19 protein-coding genes are annotated in these 23,610 nt (G+C 72.4%); 10 read left to right on the top strand and 9 right to left on the bottom strand.

The window, feature by feature from the left end:
• Positions 1–138 precede the first annotated feature (138 nt).
• Positions 139–1,662 carry a ricin-type beta-trefoil lectin domain protein gene (locus tag AB0E62_RS24220; RefSeq protein ID WP_362197422.1) on the bottom strand — a complete coding sequence of 508 codons (1,524 nt, stop codon included), beginning with the start codon at positions 1,660–1,662 and terminating at the stop codon, positions 139–141.
• 103 nt (positions 1,663–1,765) lie between these two features.
• On the opposite strand from AB0E62_RS24220, the gene AB0E62_RS24215 reads away from it, so the two are divergent.
• The 3 genes from AB0E62_RS24215 (at position 1,766) to AB0E62_RS24205 (ending at position 6,308) form a co-directional block, all read left to right on the top strand.
• Positions 1,766–3,163: a class II fumarate hydratase gene (locus tag AB0E62_RS24215; protein ID WP_362197419.1), complete on the top strand. Its 1,398-nt coding sequence runs from the start codon at positions 1,766–1,768 to the stop codon at positions 3,161–3,163.
• Positions 3,164–3,247: 84 nt separating this feature from the next.
• Positions 3,248–3,937 (top strand): DUF402 domain-containing protein, encoded by a 690-nt coding sequence (locus AB0E62_RS24210; protein WP_362197416.1) that lies wholly within the window; start codon positions 3,248–3,250, stop codon positions 3,935–3,937.
• 268 nt (positions 3,938–4,205) lie between these two features.
• The gene (locus AB0E62_RS24205) at positions 4,206–6,308 is read left to right on the top strand and encodes a SpoIIE family protein phosphatase (protein WP_362197413.1); all 2,103 of its coding nucleotides are present in this window, start codon (positions 4,206–4,208) and stop codon (positions 6,306–6,308) included.
• Positions 6,309–6,377: 69 nt separating this feature from the next.
• Here the strand turns inward: AB0E62_RS24205 and AB0E62_RS24200 are convergent, their stop codons facing one another.
• A complete protein-coding gene (locus AB0E62_RS24200; protein ID WP_362197410.1) occupies positions 6,378–8,726 on the bottom strand; it encodes a transglycosylase domain-containing protein in 2,349 nt (782 codons plus the stop codon).
• Between the two features lie 216 nt (positions 8,727–8,942).
• Between AB0E62_RS24200 and AB0E62_RS24195 the strand changes: the two genes are divergently transcribed.
• The 5 genes from AB0E62_RS24195 to AB0E62_RS24175 all read left to right on the top strand — a co-directional run bounded on the left by AB0E62_RS24195 (position 8,943) and on the right by AB0E62_RS24175 (position 13,803).
• Positions 8,943–9,854, top strand: a complete 912-nt coding sequence (locus AB0E62_RS24195; protein WP_362197407.1) for an SPFH domain-containing protein — start codon at positions 8,943–8,945, stop codon at positions 9,852–9,854.
• Positions 9,851–10,102 (top strand): hypothetical protein, encoded by a 252-nt coding sequence (locus AB0E62_RS24190; RefSeq protein ID WP_362197404.1) that lies wholly within the window; start codon positions 9,851–9,853, stop codon positions 10,100–10,102. Before AB0E62_RS24195 ends, AB0E62_RS24190 begins: the two co-directional genes overlap by 4 nt.
• A 160-nt stretch (positions 10,103–10,262) precedes the next feature.
• Complete coding sequence (locus AB0E62_RS24185; protein WP_362197401.1) at positions 10,263–10,787, top strand: PadR family transcriptional regulator; 525 nt, start codon at positions 10,263–10,265, stop codon at positions 10,785–10,787.
• Positions 10,784–11,473, top strand: coding sequence for an ABC transporter ATP-binding protein (locus tag AB0E62_RS24180; RefSeq protein WP_362197398.1), 690 nt, complete (start codon positions 10,784–10,786; stop codon positions 11,471–11,473). The genes AB0E62_RS24185 and AB0E62_RS24180 overlap by 4 nt, the downstream gene beginning before the upstream one ends.
• A complete protein-coding gene (locus tag AB0E62_RS24175) occupies positions 11,470–13,803 on the top strand; it encodes an FtsX-like permease family protein (RefSeq protein ID WP_362197395.1) in 2,334 nt (777 codons plus the stop codon). Before AB0E62_RS24180 ends, AB0E62_RS24175 begins: the two co-directional genes overlap by 4 nt.
• Before the next feature lie 127 nt (positions 13,804–13,930).
• On the opposite strand, the gene AB0E62_RS24170 is transcribed toward AB0E62_RS24175, so the two are convergent.
• The gene (locus AB0E62_RS24170) at positions 13,931–14,878 is read right to left on the bottom strand and encodes a LysR substrate-binding domain-containing protein (RefSeq protein WP_362197392.1); all 948 of its coding nucleotides are present in this window, start codon (positions 14,876–14,878) and stop codon (positions 13,931–13,933) included.
• A 142-nt stretch (positions 14,879–15,020) separates the two neighbouring features.
• Here AB0E62_RS24170 and AB0E62_RS24165 point away from each other — a divergent pair, with 142 nt between their 5' ends.
• Together AB0E62_RS24165 and AB0E62_RS24160 are read left to right on the top strand one after the other, a co-directional pair.
• Positions 15,021–15,575 (top strand): peroxiredoxin, encoded by a 555-nt coding sequence (locus AB0E62_RS24165; RefSeq protein WP_362197389.1) that lies wholly within the window; start codon positions 15,021–15,023, stop codon positions 15,573–15,575.
• 3 nt (positions 15,576–15,578) lie between these two features.
• Positions 15,579–16,112 carry an alkyl hydroperoxide reductase gene (locus AB0E62_RS24160; protein ID WP_030616493.1) on the top strand — a complete coding sequence of 178 codons (534 nt, stop codon included), beginning with the start codon at positions 15,579–15,581 and terminating at the stop codon, positions 16,110–16,112.
• Between the two features lie 21 nt (positions 16,113–16,133).
• Here AB0E62_RS24160 and AB0E62_RS24155 read toward each other — a convergent pair whose 3' ends face one another.
• From AB0E62_RS24155 to AB0E62_RS24130, 6 genes are all read right to left on the bottom strand, one after another.
• Positions 16,134–17,555: an AI-2E family transporter gene (locus tag AB0E62_RS24155; RefSeq protein WP_362197386.1), complete on the bottom strand. Its 1,422-nt coding sequence runs from the start codon at positions 17,553–17,555 to the stop codon at positions 16,134–16,136.
• A 151-nt stretch (positions 17,556–17,706) separates the two neighbouring features.
• The gene (locus AB0E62_RS24150; protein WP_362197383.1) at positions 17,707–18,441 is read right to left on the bottom strand and encodes a transglycosylase SLT domain-containing protein; all 735 of its coding nucleotides are present in this window, start codon (positions 18,439–18,441) and stop codon (positions 17,707–17,709) included.
• A gap of 402 nt (positions 18,442–18,843) precedes the next feature.
• The gene (locus AB0E62_RS24145; protein ID WP_362197380.1) at positions 18,844–20,169 is read right to left on the bottom strand and encodes a PhoH family protein; all 1,326 of its coding nucleotides are present in this window, start codon (positions 20,167–20,169) and stop codon (positions 18,844–18,846) included.
• A gap of 349 nt (positions 20,170–20,518) precedes the next feature.
• Entirely contained in the window at positions 20,519–21,292 is a 774-nt protein-coding gene (locus AB0E62_RS24140; protein ID WP_362197377.1) for an isoprenyl transferase, read from the bottom strand.
• Between the two features lie 655 nt (positions 21,293–21,947).
• On the bottom strand, positions 21,948–22,733 hold the full coding sequence (locus AB0E62_RS24135) for a class I SAM-dependent methyltransferase (protein ID WP_362197374.1): 786 nt from the start codon (positions 22,731–22,733) through the stop codon (positions 21,948–21,950).
• A 64-nt stretch (positions 22,734–22,797) separates the two neighbouring features.
• Complete coding sequence (locus tag AB0E62_RS24130) at positions 22,798–23,466, bottom strand: nucleoside deaminase (protein WP_362197371.1); 669 nt, start codon at positions 23,464–23,466, stop codon at positions 22,798–22,800.
• Positions 23,467–23,610: the final 144 nt, after the last annotated feature.

Here is a 23,610-nt window from a genome sequence, read left to right as displayed (position 1 = left end):
CTCGCGGGGGCCGCGTTGGTCCCGTTCTCCGTGGCGTGGCCCGGCGCGGGAGTCACCCGCTCCCGGCCGCGGCGGCCGCCCCGGTGCGGGCGCGGCGCACCGCGACCGGGCCGCCCGGCTGCGGGGCCCGGCGGGGCGTCAGCTGAAGCGCTGGGCCGGCGAGCCGTCGCAGGGCTGGAGCCGCACCCGGTCCTTCGCCGCCGTCAGCGTCAGGCACAGGCCCGGTGCCGCCGCCGGGCGGAGCGTGCCGGACTGGCGGACGAACCGCTGGTTGGCGCCGCCGTGGCAGTTCCACAGGACCAGGCCCGTACCTGCGGTGTAGGAGCCGTCCGGTACGTCCAGGCACCGGTCGTGGGTCAGCTCCAGGTGCAGTGCGCCCAGCCGGGTGTCGTGCCACCAGCCCTGGTTGCGGCCTCCGTGGCAGTCCCAGCCGATGACCTCGGTGCCGTTGGCGCTCGTTCCGCCCGAGGCGTCGAGGCAGGCGCCGGCGGCCTGGCCGGTCAGCGGGCGGAACGCGTCGTCCCAGGCACCGGGGTACAGCTCGGGCGTGCCGGTGCTCGCCGGGTCGGCGCAGCCCGCCTCGCGCAGCCCGGAGTCGTAGAACCGGGTCAGACAGGCGGCGAAGGCGGCGTGGCCGCGGGCGTTGGGGTGGAAGGACTGCCGTACCGAGTTGGAGTCCGGCGGGAAGGGCTTGGCGAGGTCGACGTACAGGCCGCGCGCCCAGGTGTCCTCCATGCAGACCTCGTGGCCGTGGAAGAGGCGGGAGCCGTCCAGGTAGGAGGCGCCGCCGCGCCGGGCCGCCTCGCGCATGCCGCGTTCGAAGAGCGGGACGGCGCTGTCGCGGCCCCAGGCGCTGTCGGAGTCGTAGCCGGCGCAGCCACCCGGGAGCTTGCCCGGGAAGTCCGGGTTGTCGCGGATGTCGGGGCCGATGGGGCTGGGATAGCCCATGAGGACCAGTTTGTAGTCGCCGTCGGCGTAGCCCGCGTCGCGCATCACCGTCTTCAGGTCGGCGACGGTGGCCTCCACCTTGGGGACGAGGGCGTCCACCCGGGCCTGCCAGCCGGGCGCGTACTTCGGTTCGCAGGTGCCCTGGAGGGTGAGGTAGCGGGTGACGCAGTCGGTCATCACCGGACCGAACTCGAGGTCGTCGTTGGCGCCGGCGACGAGCACGATCATCTTGACGCGGGTGGTGCGCGCCTTGACGGCGAGGCTGTCGCTCTGGACCGGTTCGTCGGCGTACTGCTTGCCGCCTCCGATGCGGATGTTGCCGGTGGTGGCGCCCGAGCAGGCGACGTTGTAGGTGACGTCGGCCGGGATGCCGGTGCGGTGGATGGCGGCCTGGGGCGAGCGGTGGCACCAGTTGTCCGGGCCGTTGGTGCCGGGTTCGTAGGTGCCGACGCCCTCACCGGATATCTCGCTGTCACCCAGGGAGATGAGCGAGGTCTTGCGGTCGGCGAGGGGCCTCTCGGCCGGGTCGCCGTAGAGGGCGGTGGCCTCGGCGGCCCGGACGCGTTCCAGGTCGGGCGGGAGCGGGGCGGCCGCCGTGGCGGCGGGGGCCGCGTGGGCGGAGGGGGCCGCGAGGCCCGCGAACACGGTGGCGGCCGTCGCGACAGCGGCGGCCGTACCTCTGATCCTGGATCCGACGGATCCGACGCGTTTCATGACGCCTCCCCGAAGCAGGTGTTACCCCCGGTATTTACTGGCGGGTAGTCAGTTTGGGAATACGCGTGACGCGACACGTGCTCATGTTTTCGGAGGTACGACGATGACGACCCAAGAGCCGCAGTACCGGATCGAGCACGACTCGATGGGCGAGGTCCGGGTCCCGGCCCATGCCAAGTGGCGCGCGCAGACCCAGCGCGCCGTCGAGAACTTCCCCGTCTCCGGGCAGCGCCTCGAGCGCGCCCACATCGAGGCCCTGGCCCGCGTCAAGGCCGCGGCGGCCAAGGTGAACGCCGAGCTGGGAGTGCTGGACCAGGACATCGCGCGGGCGATCCAGGAGGCGGCCGAGGAGGTCGCCGCCGGCCGGTGGGACGAGCACTTCCCGGTGGACGTGTTCCAGACCGGCTCCGGCACCTCGTCCAACATGAACACCAACGAGGTCCTCGCGACGCTGGCCACCGAGCGGCTCGGCCGTGACGTGCACCCCAACGACCACGTCAACGCCTCGCAGTCGTCCAACGACGTCTTCCCCTCCTCGATCCACATCGCGGCCACCGCGGCCGTCACCCACGACCTGATCCCGGCCCTGGAGCACCTGGCCGCGGCCCTGGAGCGCAAGTCCGCCGAGTTCGCCGACGTGGTGAAGTCGGGGCGGACCCACCTGATGGACGCCACCCCGGTGACCCTCGGCCAGGAGTTCGGCGGGTACGCGGCCCAGGTCCGGCACGGGGTCGAGCGGCTGACGGCCTCCCTGCCCCGCCTGGCCGAACTGCCCCTGGGCGGTACGGCGGTGGGCACCGGCATCAACACCCCGCCCGGGTTCTCCGCCGCCGTCATCGCGGAGGTCGCCCGGGTCACCGGGCTGCCGCTCACCGAGGCCCGCGACCACTTCGAGGCCCAGGGCGCCCGCGACGGCATCGTGGAGGCCAGCGGGCAGCTGCGGACCATCGCGGTCGGTCTGACGAAGATCGCCAACGATCTGCGCTGGATGTCCTCCGGCCCGCGCACCGGTCTGGCCGAAATCCGGCTGCCCGACCTCCAGCCCGGCTCCTCGATCATGCCGGGCAAGGTCAACCCGGTCGTCCCCGAGGCCGTGCTGATGGTCGCCGCGCAGGTCATCGGCAACGACACCACCATCACCACCGCCGGAGCGGCGGGCAACTTCGAGCTGAACGTGATGCTCCCGGTCCTCGCCAAGAACGTCCTGGAGTCGATCCGGCTGCTCGCCAACGTCTCCCGGCTGCTGGCCGACCGGACGATCGACGGCATCACCGCCGACCGCGAACGCGCCCGCGAGTACGCCGAGTCGTCGCCGTCCGTGGTCACCCCGCTGAACAAGTACATCGGTTACGAGGAGGCCGCGAAGGTCGCCAAGAAGTCCCTCGCCGAGCGCCGGACGATCCGCGAAGTCGTCCTGGACGGCGGGTACGTGGAGCGCGGCGACCTGACGCTCGAGCAGCTCGACGAGGCGCTGGACGTCCTGCGGATGACGCGCCCGTAACCCGCGGGCGAACGTTTCCGGCCACCGGGGGCGGCCGTGACGCGCGCCGCAGCGTCGTATGCCGGCGGCACCTAAAATCTGTCCATGACGGACCATGGAGCGATGGCACGAGTGACGGCGGGAGCGGCGGCGCGCTGGACCCCGGGAACGCACATCCTGTGGCGTTACCGGGAGAACGGGGGCGAGCAGTTCCACATCGCCCGGCCCGTCACCGTCGTGCGCGACGACGCCGACCTGCTCGCGGTGTGGCTGGCCCCCGGCACCGAGTGCGTGAAACCGGTCCTGGCCGACGGCACGCCCGTGCACCTGGAGCCGCTGGAGTCCCGCTACACCAAGCCGCGCACGGTCCAGCGGGGCCGCTGGTTCGGCACCGGCGTGCTGAAACTGGCCCAGCCCGGCCGGCCCTGGTCGGTGTGGCTGTTCTGGGAGCCGGGCTGGCGGTTCAAGAACTGGTACGTCAACCTGGAGCAGCCGCTCGCGCGTTGGGCGGGCGGGGTGGACTCCGAGGACCACTTCCTGGACATCACCGTGGACCCGGACCGCAGCTGGCGCTGGCGGGACGAGGACGAGTTCGCGCAGGCCCAGCGGGACGGGCTGATGGACCCGAGGACCGCCGCACGGGTGCGGGCGGCGGGCCGGGAGGCGGTGGAGGTGATCCGCGCCTGGGGACCGCCGTTCCCGGACGGCTGGCAGAACTGGCGCCCGGATCCGTCCTGGGCGGTACCTTCTCTACCCGAGGACTGGGACCGCACGCCCGCGCATGTGTCCTCATGAGACCCTTGATGCGCCCCCGGACGGGAAACGTAGGATCGTCCTCCGCAAGGGCGCGTGAACGCAACTACCGGAGCATGCGCCGGGACTGACCGATCGTCACCGAGGGACGGCAGGACGTGAGCGAGGGGTACCAGGGCACCACCACGAAAGCCGGCCCCGCGGGAATTCCGTTCCCTGGGCACGTATTGCGGGTATCGGGACTTCGGCGGGACCAACTGCGCGCCCGGCGCATCCGGCGCGCAGCCCCGGACGGACGGATGCGACACGCGTGACGGAGCAGCCCACCTCCATCGAGCGCCCCCAGCCGGGCGCCGACCCCGCGGAGACCCGCGGGGCGTTCCCGCGCACCCCGGAGCGGTCCGCGCGGCACCTCGGCGACCCGGCCTTACCCGCGCAGGCCCGTGCCGAGACCACGCCCGCCGGCCCGGGCACGGCCATGCCCCGTGGCAAGGGAAAGGACGGCATGGGGAAGGAGCACCCGGTGGGCGGCCCCGAACACTCCCAGCCCGCCATCACCGAACCCGACGCGCTGCGCCCGCGGCCCGCGCCGGACGGCATCCCGGCGCAGCCCGGCGCCGAGCCGGAGCGCGCGCCGGGCGGTGCCGAGCGCCGTACCGGGCGTACGGTGCCGCCGGGGCGGCCGATGCCGATGCGGCGGGACGGGGACCGGCTCAGGTTCGTGGGCGCGGCCACCCGGCGCATCGCCCGCGGGCTCGACCTGGACGAGATCGTGATGGGTCTGTGCCGGGCCACCGTGCCGACGTTCTCGGACGCGATCCTGGTCTATCTCCGCGACCCGCTGCCGGTCGGCGACGAGCGGCCCACCGGCCCGGTGGTGCTGCGGCTGCGGCGCACCGACCGGATACCGGACGAGCGGGACACCGACGGGGTGCTGCTGCCGTCGGCGTTCGAGCCGGAGCCGGAGCCGTCGGTGCTGGCGGACCTGTCGGCGCTGACCACCGAGCTGTGCGAGGTGCGGCCGGGCGGCGCGCTGAACGAGGTGCTGCGCGGGGTGCGCCCGGTGTTCGCCGACGCGCCCGCCGCCCGGGCCGCGCTGCCCGAGCTGCTCGGCGCGAGCGGCGAGGCGGTCGTACCGGGCGGACAGCACGCGATCCTCGCGCCGCTGCGCGGGCGGCGCCGGGTGATCGGCGCGGCGCTGTTCCTGCGCCGTCCGGACCAGCCGCCGTTCGAGGCGGACGACCTGCTGGTGGCCGCGCAGCTGGCCACGCACAGCGCGCTGGGCATCGACAAGGCGGTGCTGTACGGCCGGGAGGCGTACATCGCCGACGAGTTGCAGCGCACCATGCTGCCCGAGACCCTGCCCCGGCCCACCGGTGTCCGACTGGCCTCGCGGTACCTGCCGGCGGCGGAGACCGCGCGGGTCGGCGGCGACTGGTACGACGCGATCCCGCTGCCGGGCAGCCGGGTCGCCCTGGTCGTCGGCGATGTGATGGGCCACTCGATGACCTCGGCGGCGATCATGGGCCAGTTGCGCACCACCGCGCAGACGCTGGCCGGGCTCGACCTGCCGCCGCAGGAGGTGCTGCACCACCTGGACGAGCAGGCCCAGCGCCTGGGCACCGACCGCATGGCGACCTGCCTGTACGCGGTGTACGACCCGGTGACGCACCGCATCACGATCGCCAACGCCGGCCATCCGCCGCCCGTGCTGCTGCACCTGGGCGGCCGGGCGGAGGTGCTGCGGGTGCCGCCGGGCGCGCCGATCGGCGTCGGCGGGGTGGACTTCGAGGCGGTGGAGCTGGACGCGCCCGCCGGGGCGACCCTGCTGCTGTACACCGACGGGCTGGTGGAGTCCCGGCTGCGGGACGTGTGGACCGGCATAGAGCAGCTGCGCGAGCGGCTGGCCGCGACGGCGCAGCTGACCGGGCCGGACCATCCGCCGCCGCTGGAAGCGCTGTGCGACGAGGTGCTGGACATGCTCGGCCCGGGCGACCGGGACGACGACATCGCGCTGCTCGCGGCCCGCTTCGACGGGATCGCGCCGAGCGATGTCGCGTACTGGACGCTGGAGCCGGAGCGCACGGCCCCCGGGCAGGCCCGCCGGCTGGCCCGCCGGGCGCTCGCCCGCTGGGACCTGGAGGACCTGTCGGACTCGGTGGAGCTGCTGGTCAGCGAGGTGGTGACGAACGCGGTGCGGTACGCGTCGCGGCCGGTGACGCTGCGGCTGCTGCGCACGGACGTGCTGCGCTGCGAGGTCGGCGACGATGTGCCGCAGCTGCCGCGCCTGAGGCAGGCGCGGGCCACCGACGAGGGCGGGCGCGGCCTGTACCTGGTCAACAAGCTGGCCCGGCGCTGGGGCGCGACCCGGCTGAGCACGGGCAAGGTGGTCTGGTTCGAGCTGAACCGCTGAGCCGCCCGGCGCTGTGCGCGAAGGGGCGCCCGGAGATGTCTCCGGGCGCCCCTTCAGCGCGTGCGGGCCCTATTGGGCGAAGTCCTCCTCGTCGGGCGGGTCGAGCGGGTCCTCGGTGGCGGTTTCCGTCGGCAGCCCGGTGGTGGGCGTCTGGGACGGCGTCTGCGAGGGGGTGTGCGACGGCGGCGTCTGGCTCGGCGTCTCGGACGGGGTGTGCGAGGGGGTGTGCGACGGCGTCCGGCTCGGCGTCCCGGACGGCGTGTGCGACGGCGTCCGGGTCGGGGTGGTCGGGGTCGGCGGCGCGCTACTGGTGGGCGGCTCGGTCGGCTCGACGGCTGCGCCCTGGGTGGTGTCCAGTTCGAACGTGGACCGGTCGGTGACGCCGAAGGTGTAGGCGGCCCAGATCTCCGCCGGGTAGCCGCCGCCGTTGATCCGGCCGCGCCCCGGAAGCAGTCCGGTCGCGCCCTCCATGGACACATGGCCGTGGGTCTTCGGGTCCTCGCCGAACAGGCCGACGGAGGTGACCAGGTCGGGCGTGTAGCCGGTGAACCAGGCGGACTTGTTCTCGTCGGAGGTCCCGGTCTTGCCCGCCACCTGCTGGCCGTCGCGCAGCGGGTTGGCGGCCACGGACGTCTTGGCCGTACCGTCGTCCACCACGCCGGTGAGCACCGAGGTGACCGTGTCGGCGGCCGTGCGGCTGAGCACCGTACCGCCGACGGGGTCCGGCATGTCGACCGTACGGCCCTTGTTCTCGGCCGACTTGACGATGGTGGGGGTCACCTTGTGGCCGTGGTTGGCGAAGGTGGCGTAGATCCCGGCCATCTCCAGGGGGCTCGCGCCCATCGAGCCGAGCGTCTGGGCGGGCACCGCCGGCATGCCCTTGGTGTCCATGCCGAGGCTGCTCGCGGTGCTCATGACGTCGTCCATGCCGACGTCGACGCCCATCTGCGCGAAGACGGAGTTGACGGACTTGTTCATCGCCTCCTGGACGGTGATCTTGCCGTAGTCCTGCTCGTCCTCGTTGGGCGGGGCGAAGCCGACCGGGCGGCCGTGGTCCAGCACCGGGCGCCGGCTGTCGCCGTCGTAGACGGTGCCGGCGGTGATGGGCTTGCCGTCCTGCGTGGTGGCCTGGCGCTCCAGGGCGGCGGCGAGGATGACCGGCTTGAAGGTGGAGGCCGGCTGGTAGTCCCTGCGGGTGGCGTTGCTGTAGTAGTGCTCGTAGTAGTTCTGGCCGCCGTACAGCGCGACGATCTTGCCGGTCCCGGGGTCCACGGAGACGGCGCCCGGCTGGATGTCGCCGTCGACCTTGCGCTTGGACTTGTTGAGCTTGCCGGTCAGCTCGCTGCGGACGGCCCGCTCCAGCGCTGCCTGCTTCTTGCGGTCGATGTTGAGGGTGATGGTCCAGCCCTTGCCCACGACCGCGTTCTCCGCCTGCGACTGGGTCAGGCCCTCCTGCGCCATGAGCTGCTGTTCGAGCTGCTGGTTGGCCAGCTCGACCAGGTAGCCCTTCTGCCCGTCGAGACCGGGGGCGCCCTTGGGCTCCTTGATCTTGGGGAAGCGCATGGCGGCGCGCCGGTCCTTGGTGAGCCAGCCCTCCTCGACCATGTTGTCCAGGACGTAGTTCCAGCGCTGGGTGACCAGCCGCTTGCCGGTGTCGGTCGCCACCGCCCAGTCGTACTGGCTCGGCGCCTGGAGCAGCGCGGCGAGGTAGGCGCCCTGCTCGACCGACAGGTCCTCGGCGTCGACGCCGAAGTAGGCCTGGGCGGCGGCCTGGATGCCGTAGGCGTTGCGGCCGTAGTAGCTGGTGTTGATGTAGCCGGCGAGGATGTCGTCCTTGGACTTCTCGCGGTCCACCTTCAGCGAGATGACCAGTTCCTTCAGCTTGCGCGTGACGGTCTGGTCCTGGTTGAGGTAGTAGTTCTTGACGTACTGCTGGGTGATCGTGGAGCCGCCCTGCTTGCCCCGGCCGCGCAGGGTGTTGAGCAGGCCGCGGGCGGTGCCCTTGAAGTCGACGCCGGAGTCGCTGTAGAAGCTCTTGTTCTCGGCGGCGACGAAGGTCAGCTGGACCTTGCGGGGCACCTTGGACAGGTCGACGATCTCGCGGTTGACCTTGCCGTTGCGGGCCAGCAGCGTGCCGTCGCTGAACTTGTAGACGTTGCTCTGCTGCTGGGCGGCGGCGTTGCCCTCGGGGATGTCGACGTACAGGTACAGGCCGACGAAGCCGAGGATGCCGAGCAGGCACACTCCGAAGACGGTGCCGAGGATCTTCTTCCAGGTGAACATCCGGCGCAGGAGGCTCTTGGCGGGGGTGCCGGCCGCCGCGGGGGTGCCGGCCGCCGCGGGTTCGGAGCGGCGGCGCTTGGACGCCGCGCGGTGACCGCCACGCTGTCGCGCTCGTCTCTCTTCCGCTCGTCCCATGAGTCCCTACGCTCGCTTCCGTCTCGGGGTCAGCTCCGAAAGCTAACACCCGCCTATATGACAAAGTGCGCCCGATCCGGTCTTTTCCGGACGTGACAATCAGCACCCGCCCCTAGGGAACCGACGTTCGAGGGTGGTACAGGGTTGCCTGCGACCGAGAAAGTGATATCACTTAGCTAGACCTACGCTAGACACTCCAACGAACGGGGAACCCCGATGTCCGACATACCCGAGATGCCCGCCCCGCGTGTCCGCGAGTTCCAGGCCCACAGCATCGGCGGCGGGCTAGCGCTGCTGCTCGGCCTGCTCGGGCTCGGCGCCGCCGCCGCGCTGTTCGCGACCGCCGGGGCCGTCTCCTCGCCCGGCGGGCGGGGCGGGCTCATCGCCGCCGGTGTCGTCGTGCTCCTCGCCGCCCTCATCGCGATGCGCGGCCTGAACACGGTCGCGCCGGGCGAGGCCCGGGTCGTCCAGCTGTTCGGGCGCTACCGGGGCACGATCCGGCAGGACGGCCTGCGCTGGGTGAACCCCTTCACCTCCCGGACCCGGATCTCCACCCGGGTGCGCAACCACGAGACCGCAGTGCTGAAGGTCAACGACGCCTACGGCAACCCGATCGAGCTGGCCGCGGTCGTGGTGTGGAAGGTCCGGGACACCGCCCAGGCCACCTTCGAGGTGGACGACTTCGCCGAGTTCGTCGCCACGCAGACCGAGACGGCCGTGCGGCACATCGCCATCGAGTACCCCTACGACGCCCACGAGGAGGACGGCCTCTCGCTGCGCGGCAACGCCGAGGAGATCACCGAGAAGCTGGCCGGCGAACTCCAGGCACGGGTGGAGACGGCCGGTGTGGAGATCGTCGAGTCACGGTTCACGCATCTCGCGTACGCTCCCGAGATCGCCTCGGCGATGCTCCAGCGACAGCAGGCGGGCGCGGTCGTCGCGGCCCGGCGGCAGATCGTGGACGGCGCCGTGGGCATGGTGGAGGCGGCGCTGGCCCGGATAGCGGAGGCGGACATCGTGGAGCTGGACGAGGAGCGGAAGGCGGCGATGGTGTCGAACCTGATGGTGGTGCTGTGCGGTGACCGGGCTCCGCAGCCGGTCCTGAACACCGGGACCCTCTACCAGTGACCGACCCGTCGCAGCCGCCGAAGGGCCGGCCGCGGCAGCGCAAGCAGGTGCTGCTGCGGCTGGACCCGTCGGTGTACGAGGCGCTGGCCCGCTGGGCCGGGGACGAACTGCGGTCGGCGAACGCGCAGATCGAGTTCCTGCTGCGGCGCGCCCTCGCGGAGGCCGGGCGGCTGCCCGGGGACGCGGGCCCGCTGCCCCGCCGGGGCCGGCCGCCCGGCGACTCCGCACCCGGTACCCCGGAGGACTGAGCCGGGCTCCCGCCGAGGGGGCCCGGCCCTTGCCGCGGCAGCGGATCCGGCTGTTACGGAACCCTGACAAACGCTCCCGGCCTGCGCGGACGCCCTCCCAGGGGTCAGGTCTGCACTGCGTGTATACATCGAGCGTATACACGCTGTGTAGAGTGCTCCCATGTCCATCGGTCACACCCTCCTCGGGCTCCTGGAGTCCGGCCCGCGCCACGGCTACGACCTCAAGCGGGCCTTCGACGAGAAGTTCGGTCACGACCGGCCGCTGCACTACGGCCAGGTCTACTCCACGATGTCCCGGCTGCTGAAGAACGGTCTCGTGGAAGTCGACGGGATCGAGGCCGGCGGCGGCCCCGAGCGCAAGCGGTACGCCATCACCGACGCCGGTGTCACCGACGTCGAACGCTGGCTCGCCACCCCGGAGAAGCCGGAGGAGTACCTCCAGTCGACCCTCTACACCAAGGTCGTCCTCGCCCTCCTGACCCACCGCGACGCCGCCGACATCCTCGACACCCAGCGGTCCGAGCACCTGCGCAGCATGCGCATCCTCACCGACCGCAAGCGCAAGGGCGACCTCGCCGACCAGCTGATCTGCGACCACGCCCTGTTCCACCTGGAGGCCGACCTGCGCTGGCTGGAACTGACCGCCGCCCGCCTCGACAAGCTCCGCGCGGCGGTGACCCGGTGACCCCTCCCCCCGGCTCCCTGCTCGCCGCCGAGAACCTGCGCAAGACCTACGGCCCCACGGTCGCGCTCGACGGCGCCGACTTCTCCATCCACCCCGGCGAGGTCGTCGCCGTGATGGGCCCCTCCGGCTCCGGCAAGTCGACCCTGCTGCACTGCCTGGCCGGCATCGTGCCGCCCGACTCCGGCTCCATCACCTACGACGGCCGCGAACTCGCCGGCCTCGGCGACACCCAGCGCAGCGCGCTGCGGCGCAGCGACTTCGGGTTCGTCTTCCAGTTCGGCCAGCTGGTGCCGGAGCTGACCTGCGTGGAGAACGTGGCCCTGCCGCTGCGGCTGAACGGCCGTCGCCGCAAGGAGGCCGAGCGGGCCGCGCTCACCTGGATGGAGCGCCTGGAGGTGGACGACCTGCGCGACAAGCGGCCCGGCGAGGTCTCCGGCGGCCAGGGCCAGCGGGTCGCGGTGGCGCGGGCCCTGGTCACCGGGCCCCGGGTGGTGTTCGCCGACGAGCCGACGGGCGCGCTCGACTCCCTCAACGGCGAGCGGGTGATGGAGCTGCTGACCGACGCGGCCCGCTCCGCCAACGCGGCCGTGGTGCTGGTCACCCACGAGGCCCGGGTGGCCGCCTACTCCGACCGGGAGATCGTCGTACGCGACGGCAGGTCCCGGAACATGGAGCGCGCCATATGAGCCTCCGGCAGTGGTCCAGGGACCTGGGCATGGGCTTCCGGTTCGCCGTCACCGGCGGGCGCGAGGGCTGGGTCCGGATGGTGCTGACCGCGGTCGGTGTGGGCCTCGGCGTGGCGTTGCTGCTGCTGACGACCGCGCTGCCGAGCGTGCTGACGGCACGGCATCAGCGCGAACAGGCCCGCACCGACCTCACCTACAGCGCGGACGTGCCGCCCAAGGGCGAGAACACCGTGCTGGTCGGGATGGCCGACACCAAGTGGCACGACAAGGACGTCCGGGGCCGGTTCCTGAAGCCCGAGGGCGCGCGGGCGCCGCTGCCGCCGGGCGTGGACCGCTTCCCCGCGCCGGGCGAGATGGTCGTCTCGCCCGCGCTGAAGGAGCTGCTCTCCTCCGACGAGGGCAGGCTGCTGCGGGAGCGGCTGCCGGACCGGATCACCGGCACCATCGGCGAGCCGGGCCTGATCGGCTCGCACGAACTGGCCTTCTACGCGGGCTCCGACCACCTGGTGGCCGAGGAGGACAGCTCGCGGGTGGCGCGGCTGACCGCGTTCGGGGACCGGCACCCGACGCCCGAGCGGACCGACCCGGTGCTCATCATGATGACGCTGGTGGTGTTCGTCGCCCTGCTCACCCCGGTCGCCGTGTTCATCGCCGCGGCCGTGCGGTTCGGCGGCGAACGGCGCGACCGCCGGCTGGCCGCGCTGCGGCTGGTCGGCTCGGACCGCCGGATGACCCGCCGGATCGCGGCGGGCGAGGCGCTGGCCGGAGCGCTGCTCGGCCTGCTCGTCGGTGCGGTGTTCTTCCTGATCGGCCGGCAGGCGGCGGGCTCGGTGGAGGTGCTGGGCGAGAGCTTCTTCCCCAGCTATCTGAACCCCTCCCCCGCGCTGGTCGCCCTGGTCGCGGTGGCGGTTCCGGCCGCCGCGGTGGGGGTGACGCTGTTCGCGATGCGCGGGGTCGCCGTCGAACCGCTCGGTGTGGTGCGCACGGCCAAGCAGTCCCGGCGGCGCCTGTGGTGGCGGCTGCTGCTGCCCCTGGGCGGTGTCGCGCTGCTGTACCCGATGATCGGCAACGGCCGGGCCAACGGCGACTTCAACCAGTACCTGGTCATCGGCGGCGTCCTGCTGCTCCTGATCGGTGTCAGCGCCCTGCTGCCCTGGCTGGTCGAGGCGGTCGTGGCCCGGCTCGGCTCGGGCCCGGTCTCCTGGCAACTGGCCGTCCGCAGGCTCCAGTTGAGCAGCGGCACGGCGGCCCGCATGGTCAACGGCATCGCCGTGGCGGTGGCCGGGGCGATCGCGCTGCAGATGCTGTTCGCGGGGGTGGAGGGGCAGTACACCCGGGACACCGGCCAGGACGTGGACCGGGCGTCGGTGGAGATCGACCTCTCGAACGGGTCCGCGCTGCCGGCGGCGGCCCGCGAGTTCCCCCGCACCAAGGGCGTACGGGCGTCGGTGGCGCTCTCCTCCGGCTCGGTGGGCGACCGGCGCCGCGACCCCGGCACCACGGCGGGCATCACCGTCGGCACCTGCGCCGCGCTGCGCGAACTGGCCCAGCTGCCGTCCTGCCGGGACGGGGACGCGTTCGTCGTCCCCGACCCGCGCGACGGGCCCGAGGTCCGGGCCTTCACCCGGCCGGGCCGGCACGGCTTCATCGACGCCACCTACTCGGACGGCGTCCGCGGACGTGAGATCCCTTGGACGGTACCGGCCGGACTGCGCCGGGTCACCGCGCGCGAGGACGCCCTCCAGTCGTACGTCAACGGCCTGCTGCTCACCCCGTCCGCGCTGCCCGCCGCGGCCGCGCCGACGCTGAACCACCGCGTCTACCTCCGCCTGGACCTGTCGGTGCCGGAAGCGGACCAGTACGTGCGGAACACGGCGGCCCGGGTGGACCGGCTCTCGGCCGTCTGGCACTGGACGGCGACCACCCAGTCCCGGAAGTACACCTCCCTGCGCACCGGCCTGTTCCTCGGCGCGCTCTGTGTACTGCTGCTGATCGGGGCGAGTCTGCTGGTCTCCCAGCTGGAGCAGTTGCGCGACCGGCGCAAGCTGCTGTCGTCGCTGGTCGCCTTCGGCACCCGGCGCCGCACGCTGGGGCTGTCGGTGCTGTGGCAGACGGCGGTGCCGATCGCACTCGGCCTGCTGCTGGCCTCGGCGGTGGGCCTCACCCTCGGCTCGGTGCTGCTGAAGATGACGGCCACGGCGGTGACCGTCGACTGGGCGAGCGTGCTGTCGATGGCGGGCGCGGGGGCGGGCGTGGTCCTGGTGGTCACCTTGCTGAGCCTGCCGCCGCTGCTCCGCATGATGCGGCCGGAGGGACTGCGGACGGAGTGAGTCCGCCGCCGTCCGGGTGCGGCCCCGTGGCGGGCCGTGCCCGCACGGCCGGGCCGCCCTCCGGAGCGCCAGGTCCTGTCGTCGGATTCCCGCCGTCCGCCCGAAGGCCGGGCCGCCCTCCGGAGCGCTAGTCGGCGCCGTCCAGCACCCGTACCGGCAGAGCCCGCAGCGCGTCCCGCAGTGCCGCGGCCAGTTCCTCGTACTCCGCGGCGCGGGCCGCGCCCGCGCGCATGGCGAAGGCGACCCGGCGGCTCGGGGCGGGGTCGGCGAAGGAGCCGGTGAGCAGCTGGCTGCTGCGGGAGGTCTCCAGCTTCAGGGCGGTGCGCGGCAGCAGCGTGCAGCCGAGGCCGCCCGCCACGAGCTGGACCAGCGTGGACAGTCCGGCGGCCGTGGTGGTGACCGGCGCGTCCTCCCGGCCCGCCTCCCGGCAGATGTCGAGGGCCTGGTCGCGCAGGCAGTGGCCCTCGTCCAGGAGCAGCAGATGCAGTTCCTTCAGCGCCTCGCGGGGTATGCCCTCCCGGCCGCCGAGCCAGTGGTCGAGCGGAGTGACGAGCACGAAGTCTTCGTCGAAGAGGGGGAGTTCGACCACGCCGGGGACGCCGAGCGGCACCGCGAGCAGCAGCAGGTCGAGCCGGCCGGAGAGCAGGCCGTCGAGCAGGCTGGCGGTCTGCTCCTCGTGCACCTGGAGGTCGAGCTGCGGGTAGCGTTCGTGGACCAGCCGGAGCACGGCCGGCAGCAGATACGGCGCGACGGTCGGGATCACGCCGAGGCGCAGGGCGCCCGTGAACGGCGCCCGGACCGCCTCGGCCTCCTCCAGCAGCGCGCCGATCTCGTCCAGCACCGCCCTGGCCCGCACGGCCAGCCGCTCCCCCGCGGACGAGAGCAGCACCTTGCGCGTCGTACGCTCGAGGAGGGTCACCCCGAGGGTCTCCTCCAGCGCGGAGACGGCGCCGGACAGCGCGGGCTGGCTCATCCCGATGGCCGCCGCCGCGTCCCGGAAGTGCAGATGCTCGGCGACGGCGACGAACGCCCGCAGTTGCGACAGGGTCGGCTGCCGTCGTTTCCCATTGCCCATCGTCGTCACTGATAAGCACCTCCAATCAACACGACCGAGTGTAGCTATTTCCCTAATCAATGCACCCTGTGCCACCATCAGCAGAGTCCAACCCCATGGGAAACGCCCCAAAAGGGAAGTTTCTTCGCTGCAAGGAGAGCCTGTGCTCACTGTCGGTGACAAGTTCCCCGAGTTCGATCTGACCGCCTGCGTCTCGCTCGAGAAGGGCAAGGAGTTCGAGCAGATCAACCACAAGTCCTACGAGGGCAAGTGGCTCGTGGTCTTCGCCTGGCCCAAGGACTTCACGTTCGTGTGCCCGACCGAGATCGCCGCGTTCGGGAAGCTGAACGACGAGTTCGCCGACCGCGACGCCCAGATCCTCGGCTTCTCCGGTGACTCCGAGTTCGTGCACCACGCCTGGCGCAAGGACCACCCGGACCTGACCGACCTGCCGTTCCCGATGATGGCGGACCCCAAGCACGAGCTGATGCGCGACCTCGGCATCGAGGGTGAGGACGGCTACGCCCAGCGCGCCGTCTTCGTCGTCGACCCGAACCACGAGATCCAGTTCACGATGGTCACCGCCGGTTCCGTGGGCCGTAACCCCAAGGAGGTCCTGCGGGTGCTGGACGCCCTGCAGACCGACGAGCTGTGCCCCTGCAACTGGTCCAAGGGCGAGGAGACCCTCGACCCGGTCGCGCTGCTGGCTGGTGAGTGACCCATGTCGCTCGACTCCCTGAAGTCCCGGATCCCGGACTACGCCAAGGACCTGAAGCTCAACCTGGGCTCGGTCATCGGCAACTCGGAGCTGCCGGCGCAGCAGCTGTGGGGCACGGTGCTGGCGACCGCGATCGCCTCCCGCTCCCCGATCGTGCTGCGTGAGCTGGAGCCGGAGGCGAAGGCGAACCTGTCGCCGGAGGCGTACCAGGCCGCCAAGTCGGCCGCCGCCATCATGGCGATGAACAACGTCTTCTACCGCACCCGGCACCTGCTGTCCGACCACGAGTACGGCACCCTGCGCGCGGGCCTGCGGATGAACGTCATCGGCAACCCGGGCGTGGAGAAGGTCGACTTCGAGCTGTGGTCGTTCGCGGTCTCCGCGATCAACGGCTGCGGCATGTGCCTGGACTCGCACGAGCAGGTGCTGCGCAAGGCCGGCGTGGAGCGCGAGACCGTCCAGGAGGCGTTCAAGATCGCCTCCGTGGTGCAGGCGATCGCCGTCACCGTGGACGCCGAGGCCGTCCTGGCCGAGTAGGACCCCTCCCGAAGACCCCGCTCACTCCTTGTGGGCGGGGTCTTCGTCGTCCTGGGCGCCCTTGCCCGGAACGCCCTCGGCCGTCCCGGCGTCCCCGCCCGGGGACGCGGTGCCCCCGCCCGGGGGCGCGGTGCCCTCCGTCTCCTCGGCGTCCCCGTCCGCCGGCCCCGTGTCCGCCTGCTGCTGCGCGTACGTCCGCAGGTACCCCACCACCGTGTTCGTCACCGCTACCAGCGGTACGGCCACCACGGCGCCGCCGATGCCGGCCACCATGCCGCCGGCGGCCACGGTCAGCACCACGGCCAGCGGGTGCACCCGGACCGCACGGCCGAGGATGAACGGCTGGAGCACATGCCCCTCGATCTGCTGGACGGCGAGCACCACCACCAGCGTCATCACGGCCGTGAAAACGCCCTGGGTGACCAGTGCGACGATCACCGCGAGCGCGCCGGAGGCGACCGCGCCGACCAGCGGGATGAAGGAGAACAGGAAGATGAACACGGCCAGCGGGACGGCCATCGGCACGTCCAGGAAGTAGATGCCGATGCCGATGAAGATCGCGTCGATGAGGGCGACCAGCACCGTGCCGCGCACATAGGCGGTCAGGGTGCGCCAGGCTCGCGGGCCGGCCCCGGCCACGCCCGGGCGGGCGGCGGCGGGCACCAGCTTCAGGAACCACTCCCAGATGCGCTTGCCGTCGTAGAGCAGGAACAGCGTCGAGAAGAACACCAGCAGTATGCCGGTGAGGGCCTCCACGATGACCTGGACGCCCTCAAGGCCCGCGGACGTTATCTGGTCGGCGTTGGCGCCGATCGCCTCGCGGAGGTTCTTGGCGATCTGGTTGATCTGCTTGTCGGTGACGTGGAAGGGACTCTTCAGCAGCCAGTTGCGCAGGTCGTCGATGCCGGACTGGATCTGGTTGGAGAGCGTGTCGATGTTCTCCATGACCTGCCAGGTCACGAACCAGCCCATGAGGCCGATGACGACGAAGCCGCTGATGGCGGTGAGCGCGGTGGCCGGTCCGCGCGGCACCCCGCGGCGGGTGAGCCGGGCGACCGTCGGCTGGAGCAGGGCGGTGACCAGCAGGGCGATGACGAAGGCGAACACCACCAGCTGGACCGCGCTGATCACCCGCATCAGCACCCACAGGGTGCCGGCCAGCACCAGCAGCCGCCAGCCCGCCTCGGCGGCGACCCGGACACCCCAGGGCACGGCCTCGGCCGGGTCCGGCCGGCGACCGGACCCGGGCCCGGTCCGGCGGTCCGGCGGGCCGGCCCGGCGGGCGGACGGGGCCGCCGCACCGGCGGCGGGCACCTCGGCCGCCGTCTCGGGCCCGGGCTCGTCCCGCTCCTTCTCCACCTCCGCGCGGCGCTCGTCCAGCCGCTCGCTCATCTCGGCCAGACCACGTCCGATCCGGCCCAGCCACCGTGGCACTCGCGCCATGCTCCGTCCTCTTCCCCCGCGTCCCCGGGTGCTCGCCGCCACTCCCCCGTGGAGTCGTCCGCATATGACCGTACAGTGCGAAAGCCCCTCCCCTGAGGACGGGGAAGGGCTGCGCGGGGTCGGTCCGGGGCCGGGCGGGCCGGCCGGCGGCCTAGTACCAGTGGTTGGCCTGCCAGAACGTCCAGGCCTGGCAGGGGCTGCCGTACCGCTCGTTCATGTAGTTGAGGCCCCACTTGATCTGGGTCGCCGGGTTGGTCCGCCAGTCGGCGCCGGCCGAGGCGTACTTGCCGGCGGGCAGGGCCTGGAAGAGACCGTAGGCACCGGAGGAGGCGTTGACCGCCTGGTAGTTCCAGCTGGACTCGTGGTTCACGATGTTGCTGAAGCACTGGAACTGGCCGCCGGCCACCATCTGGCGTGCCATCGCCTGGATCTGCGCCACGCTGTAGCTGCCCTGGACCGGGAAGCTGGAGGAGTCGCGGACGTCGGTCCCGCCGCGGCTGGCCTCGGCCTTGGCCTCGAGCCGCTCCTTGGCCTCCTTGGCGGCCTTGGCTGCCTTCTCGGCCTCGGCCGCCTTCTTCTCGGCGGCCTCCTTCTTCGCGATCGCGGTCTCGGCCGCTGCCTTGCGGGCCGCCTCCTCGGCGTCCTTCTTGGCGCTCGTGTCCGCGGCGATGGCCTGCGCGTCGGCCTGCTGCGTCAGGGACGCGGTCTGCACCTGCGCCTGCTGACCCGCGGGTATGTCCGCCAGGAGCGTGGTGTCGGCTGCCGTCGCCTCGGCGGCGTCGTTGGTCTGCGCGGTGCTGCCCGAGGCAACGCCGACGACGCTTCCGACAGCGGTGACCGCGGTGGCCGAGGCCACTGCGAGTCCCCGGACCGAAATCCGGCTCACACGGTTTCCTTCCAGCATCGCCCGCTTCGGTGACCCTGGCGGACGCGATCGTGCCCCTGGCGCTGGCCTCCCAACTGCGGGGTCACGGGAGGCACGGGCCCGGTGGGCAACTCCCCGACAGGGAGCGCCGCGTGGTGCGCGGGCGGCATACGACGAACTGTATGGAGTTGGTGATGCCTGCGGGGTGCCGTACCGCTGGGGGTACGGCTGTGTCGTATGCGGGGGCCTGACAGGAACGAGACTCTGCCGTAACCGGACGCCGCGTGGCAATTCTGTGTTGCGTGTGAAAGCTCACATCCCGTTTGGCCCAGGGGATTTCAGGAAAGTCCCACACATGACGGCGCCGCCCGGCTAGGCTCGTGAGCCTTTGCCGGACGGCGCCCAAGTGGTGGCCGGGCCGGGTCAGATGTGGCCGTCCTCCAGCATCTCGGTCACCAGTGCGGCGATCTGGGACCTTTCGGACCGGGTCAGCGTGACATGGGCGAAGAGCGGGTGCCCCTTCAGCTTCTCGACCACGGCGACCACCCCGTCGTAGCGGCCCACGCGCAGGTTGTCCCGCTGGGCCACGTCATGGGTGAGGACCACCCGTGAGCCCGCGCCGATCCGGGAGAGCACGGTCAGCAGGACGTTCTTCTCCAGCGACTGCGCCTCGTCCACGATCACGAACGCGTCGTGCAGCGAGCGGCCGCGGATATGGGTCAGCGGGAGCACCTCCAGCATCCCGCGCGCGGTGACCTCCTCGATGACCTCGCGACTGGTGACCGCCGAGAGGGTGTCGAAGACGGCCTGCGCCCACGGGCTCATCTTCTCCGCCTCGGTGCCCGGCAGATAGCCCAGGTCCTGCCCGCCGACGGCGTACAGCGGCCGGAAGACCATCACCTTCTGGTGCTGGCGGCGCTCGAGGACCGCCTCCAGGCCCGCGCACAGCGCCAGGGCCGACTTGCCGGTGCCGGCCCGGCCGCCCATCGAGACGATCCCGATGTCCGGGTCGAGCAACAGGTCGAGCGCGATGCGCTGTTCGGCGCTGCGGCCCTTGATGCCGAACGCCTCCCGGTCGCCGCGCACCAGGCGGACGTTGCCCTCGGCGGTGACCCGGCCGAGCGCCTTGCCGCGCTCGGACTGGATGGTCAGGCCCGTGTGCACGGGGAGGTCCGCCGCCTGGGGGACGTACACGTGTCCTTCCTCGAAGAGGATGTCCACCTGTTCGCCGGGCAGGGTGAGTTCCGACATCCCGGTCCAGCCGGCGTGCTCCGTGATGGCGAGTTCGGCCCGGTACTCCTCGGCGAGGAGACCCACGGAGGACGCCTTGATCCGCAGCGGCAGGTCCTTGGACACGACGGTGACGTCGTATCCCTCCGCCTGGAGGTTGCGGGCCACCGCGAGGATGCGGGAGTCGTTGTCGCCCAGTCGGTAGCCCGTGGGCAGCACGCTGGGGTCCGAGTGGTTGAGCTCGACCCGGAGCGTTCCGCCGAGGTCCCCGGTCGGGATGGGGGCGTCGAGGCGGCCGTGCCGGACTCGGTAGTCGTCCAGCAGGCGCAGCGCCTGCCGGGCGAAGTAGCCGAGTTCGGGATGGTGCCGCTTGGCCTCCAACTCCGTGACCACCACGACGGGGAGCACGACCTCGTGCTCGTCGAAGCGGGTCAGGGCGTTCGGGTCGGCCAGCAGGACGCTGGTGTCGAGAACATACGTGCGCCGGTCGGGCTTGTGGCGCTTTGTGCTGGTCACCACGGAAGGACGTACCCCCTCGGATGTGGTCGGGGAGCGACGAGGAGTTGCTGGACCGGTGTCCGGCCCCCGCGCACGGCGGGCCGTGAACCGGCCCTCCGCGGCTGATGCCGTGCCGTGTCCGCACGGTCGGGCTGGTGCAAAGGGCCTCCCGGGCGGACGGCCCCGAGCCGTCCGCTGAGATACGACGCCCGTGGTTCGGGTGTCGACCTGTTGGGTTTATGCCCTCGAACACGCGCCGCCATGCAAATGCGGCCATCGGCGCGCCGGTGAACTCCTTGTGACGTCCGTGCCAATCGGGGCGCACGACGACGCCCCGCCGCCGGGCGGCGACGGGGCGGAGCGCGGGGGGTCAGCCGCCGTAGCGGCGGTGACGTGCGGCGTAGTCGCGCAGGGCGCGCAGGAAGTCGACCTTCCGGAAGGCCGGCCAGAAGACCTCGCAGAAGTAGTACTCGGAGTGTGCGGTCTGCCAGAGCATGAATCCGGACAGCCGCTGTTCGCCGCTGGTGCGGATGACCAGGTCCGGGTCGGGCTGGTCGCCGGTGTAGAGGTGACGGCCGATCATGTCGACGTCCACGGACTCGGCGAGGTCCTCCAGCGGCACGCCCCGGTCGTGCGCCTCGTGCAGCATGGAGCGCACGGCGTCGGCGATCTCCTGCCGGCCGCCGTAGCCGATGGCCACGTTGACGAGTATGCCGTCGGTGTGGGCGGTGGTCTCCTCGGCCTCTTTCAGGGTGCGCTGCATGCCGGCGGGCAGCAGGTCCATCGTGCCGACGTGGTGCACCCGCCAGCGGCCGTCGGCGGCGAGGGTGCGTACGACGTCCTCGATGATGCCGAGCAGGGGGACCAGTTCCTCCTGCGGGCGGTCGAAATTGTCGGTGGACAGCAGCCACAGCGTGACCACTTCGACGTCGGTCTCGGAGCACCAGCCGAGGAATTCCTCGATCTTCTCGGCACCGGCCCGGTGCCCGTGGACGGTGCTGGAGCCGGACGCCTTCGCCCAGCGGCGGTTGCCGTCCATGATGACGCCGATGTGCTTGGGCACCTGAGCGTGATCCAGGTGACCTTCCACCCGGCGTGCGTAGAGCCTGACGAGCAGACCGCGCAGCTTGTCGCGCAGGTTCACGTGACCCTCCGGGGGTTGGGCGCGGGGTAGGGGGTGCCGGAGCCTTGGGGGTGCCGGAGCCGTTGAGCCTACCGCTGCCGCGGGCTCGGTCCGGCCCGGGGTTTGGCCGCGCGGCGGCCGTGTGCGCCCGCCAAGGGCCGCGTCCCTTCAGGGGGGGACGCCGGGCCGGGGCCGGACGGTTCCGGGACCCCGTCGTGCTCCGCCCAAAAAAACGGGCCGGTCCGTGGGGGGGAGACGGACCGGCCCGAGGGGGGGTTTCCACCATAACCCTTCGTAAGGGATGGTGGGTGCATCGGCGCCCCACAACTACTCTCCGGAATCGAGCGGCGACGCCTGGGCAACCGTGGCATGCCGCATTCAGGGGTGTTTCCGGGGCGATTCACAGTGGAATCCCAGGAAGATCCGGTCACGCGCGAAGGAAAGCGTAAGGATTAGGCCATTGTGAGGGAAACGCCGGGACGCCGCCCCACGTCCCCCCGACGGGCGACCCCACCGCTGAACGGCGGACTTGACCGTTCCGCTACGGCACCGCGCGGCCCCCTCCACCGCGCGCCGCCGACCGCGCGGCTTTGCCGACGCGAATAACGTTGGTCTGAACTTACGTGACCGGTGGGGCTCATGTGAACCCAGGGGTACAACAAGATGGAAACCCGGCTCACCGTTCCGGCTTGTACACGTCGAACAGGTGCCGGGCGCTGTGCGCGACGAACGGCCCCTCCTTCCGGATCCGCTCGTGCAGCGCGCGCAGCCGTGGTTCATGGGCCTCGACCGTGAAGCCCGGGACCATCCAGACGACCTTGCGCAGGAAGTGGACGACGGCGGCGATGTCGTGGAACTCCATCCGCAGCCGCTCGGCCCGCAGGCCGGCCACCTCCAGCCCCGCCGCCTCGGCGTCGGCCCGCTCCCGCTCGGGGTCGCGGGCGCGGCGCACCCGCTCCGGCTGGGGCCCGAGGAAGTACTCGACGAGTTCGAAGACGCTCGCGGGCCCCACGTGCTGGGCGAAGTACGTCCCGCCGGGCCGCAGCACCCGGGCGATCTCCGCCCAGTGGGGGCGCACCGGGTGCCGGCTGAGCACCAGGTCGAACGCCGCGTCGGCGAAGGGCAGCGGCGCGTCGTCCGGGGCGGCGACCACGACGACCCCGCGGGACCGCAGCAGCGCGGTGGCCCCGGCCACGTTCGGCGGCCAGCCCTCGGTCGCGGCCACCAGTGCCGGCCGGGCCGGTTCCGCCTGCCCCAGCGCGAAGTCCAGCACCTCCCCGCCGCCGGTCTGGATGTCGAGCGCGGCCTCGGCCCGGGCCAGCCGCTCCCCCGCCGCGCGGGCGTACCCCCACGACGGCCGCGCCTCGCTGGCCCGCCCCTCGAACCACGAGAAGTCCCACCCCTCGGTGGGCACGGCGACGCCCTCGGCCACGAGGTCTTCGAAAGAACGGTCGGCACTCATGCGGCCATGATCCCAGCGGGGCGGCGCGGGAGCCCGCGGTTTTCCGCGCCGGGCGGCCCGGTGATCAGGAAGGGGCGAGGAACAGGTTGCAGGCCGCCTCGGCGTCCGGGGCGTCGAGGAGGCCGGCGGCCAGGCGGCGCCGGGCCTCGCGGGCGGCGGGCCCGTCCGGGACCCGGTCGGGCGTGTGCCGCACCGCCCACACGTCCAGCAGGAACCGGCTGAACCGGGCGAGGGGCCGCAGCGGGCCGGTCAGCGGGCCCTCGCGGCGGGCCCAGCGGGCGGCGATCGCGCCCCCGGCCTCCGGGACGCGTTCCACACCGCGCCACCGGTCGTCGGCGGCGGCGTACACCACGTGCGGGACATGGGCGTGGATCAGCGCGCCGCTGCACAGCAGGCAGGGTTCGAGGGTGGTGTACAGGCGGTGGCCCGGGTGGCGGCGGCCGGCCGGGAGCCGGGCGAGGGCGTTGATCTCGGCGTGCGCGAGATCCGTGCCGGCCAGTTGCCCGGCCGGCGCGGTGGCCTCCCGGCTCCGGTTGCGCCCCGCGGCGACGACGGTCCCCTCCGGGTCGAGCAGCGCCGCCCCCACGGGCCGGCTGTCCGCACGCAGGGACTGCCAGGCCAGCTCGAAGGGCAGCCGCCAGGGCTCGGGGAGCACGGCGCCCGCTCCACCGGCGGCCGCCGTCATCGGCGCGGGACCATGCCCCGGGACGCCCCCGCTCGTGTCATCGGTCATACGGCCCACGGTGGCACGCGCCGACGGGCGGCGGCCAGACCCGCGCCGACGGCTCCGGCCCGCTCACCACCTGCCCACACCGGCACAAGACCGCCAGCCGGGAAACACCCGCTCACGTCATCAGGGACGCGGATCACAGCGGCA

Source organism: Streptomyces sp. NPDC038707 (assembly GCF_040636485.1).
GTDB lineage: Bacteria > Actinomycetota > Actinomycetes > Streptomycetales > Streptomycetaceae > Streptomyces.
Note: the sequence above shows the minus strand (reverse complement) of the source record. Positions and strands in the feature narration are given on the sequence as shown.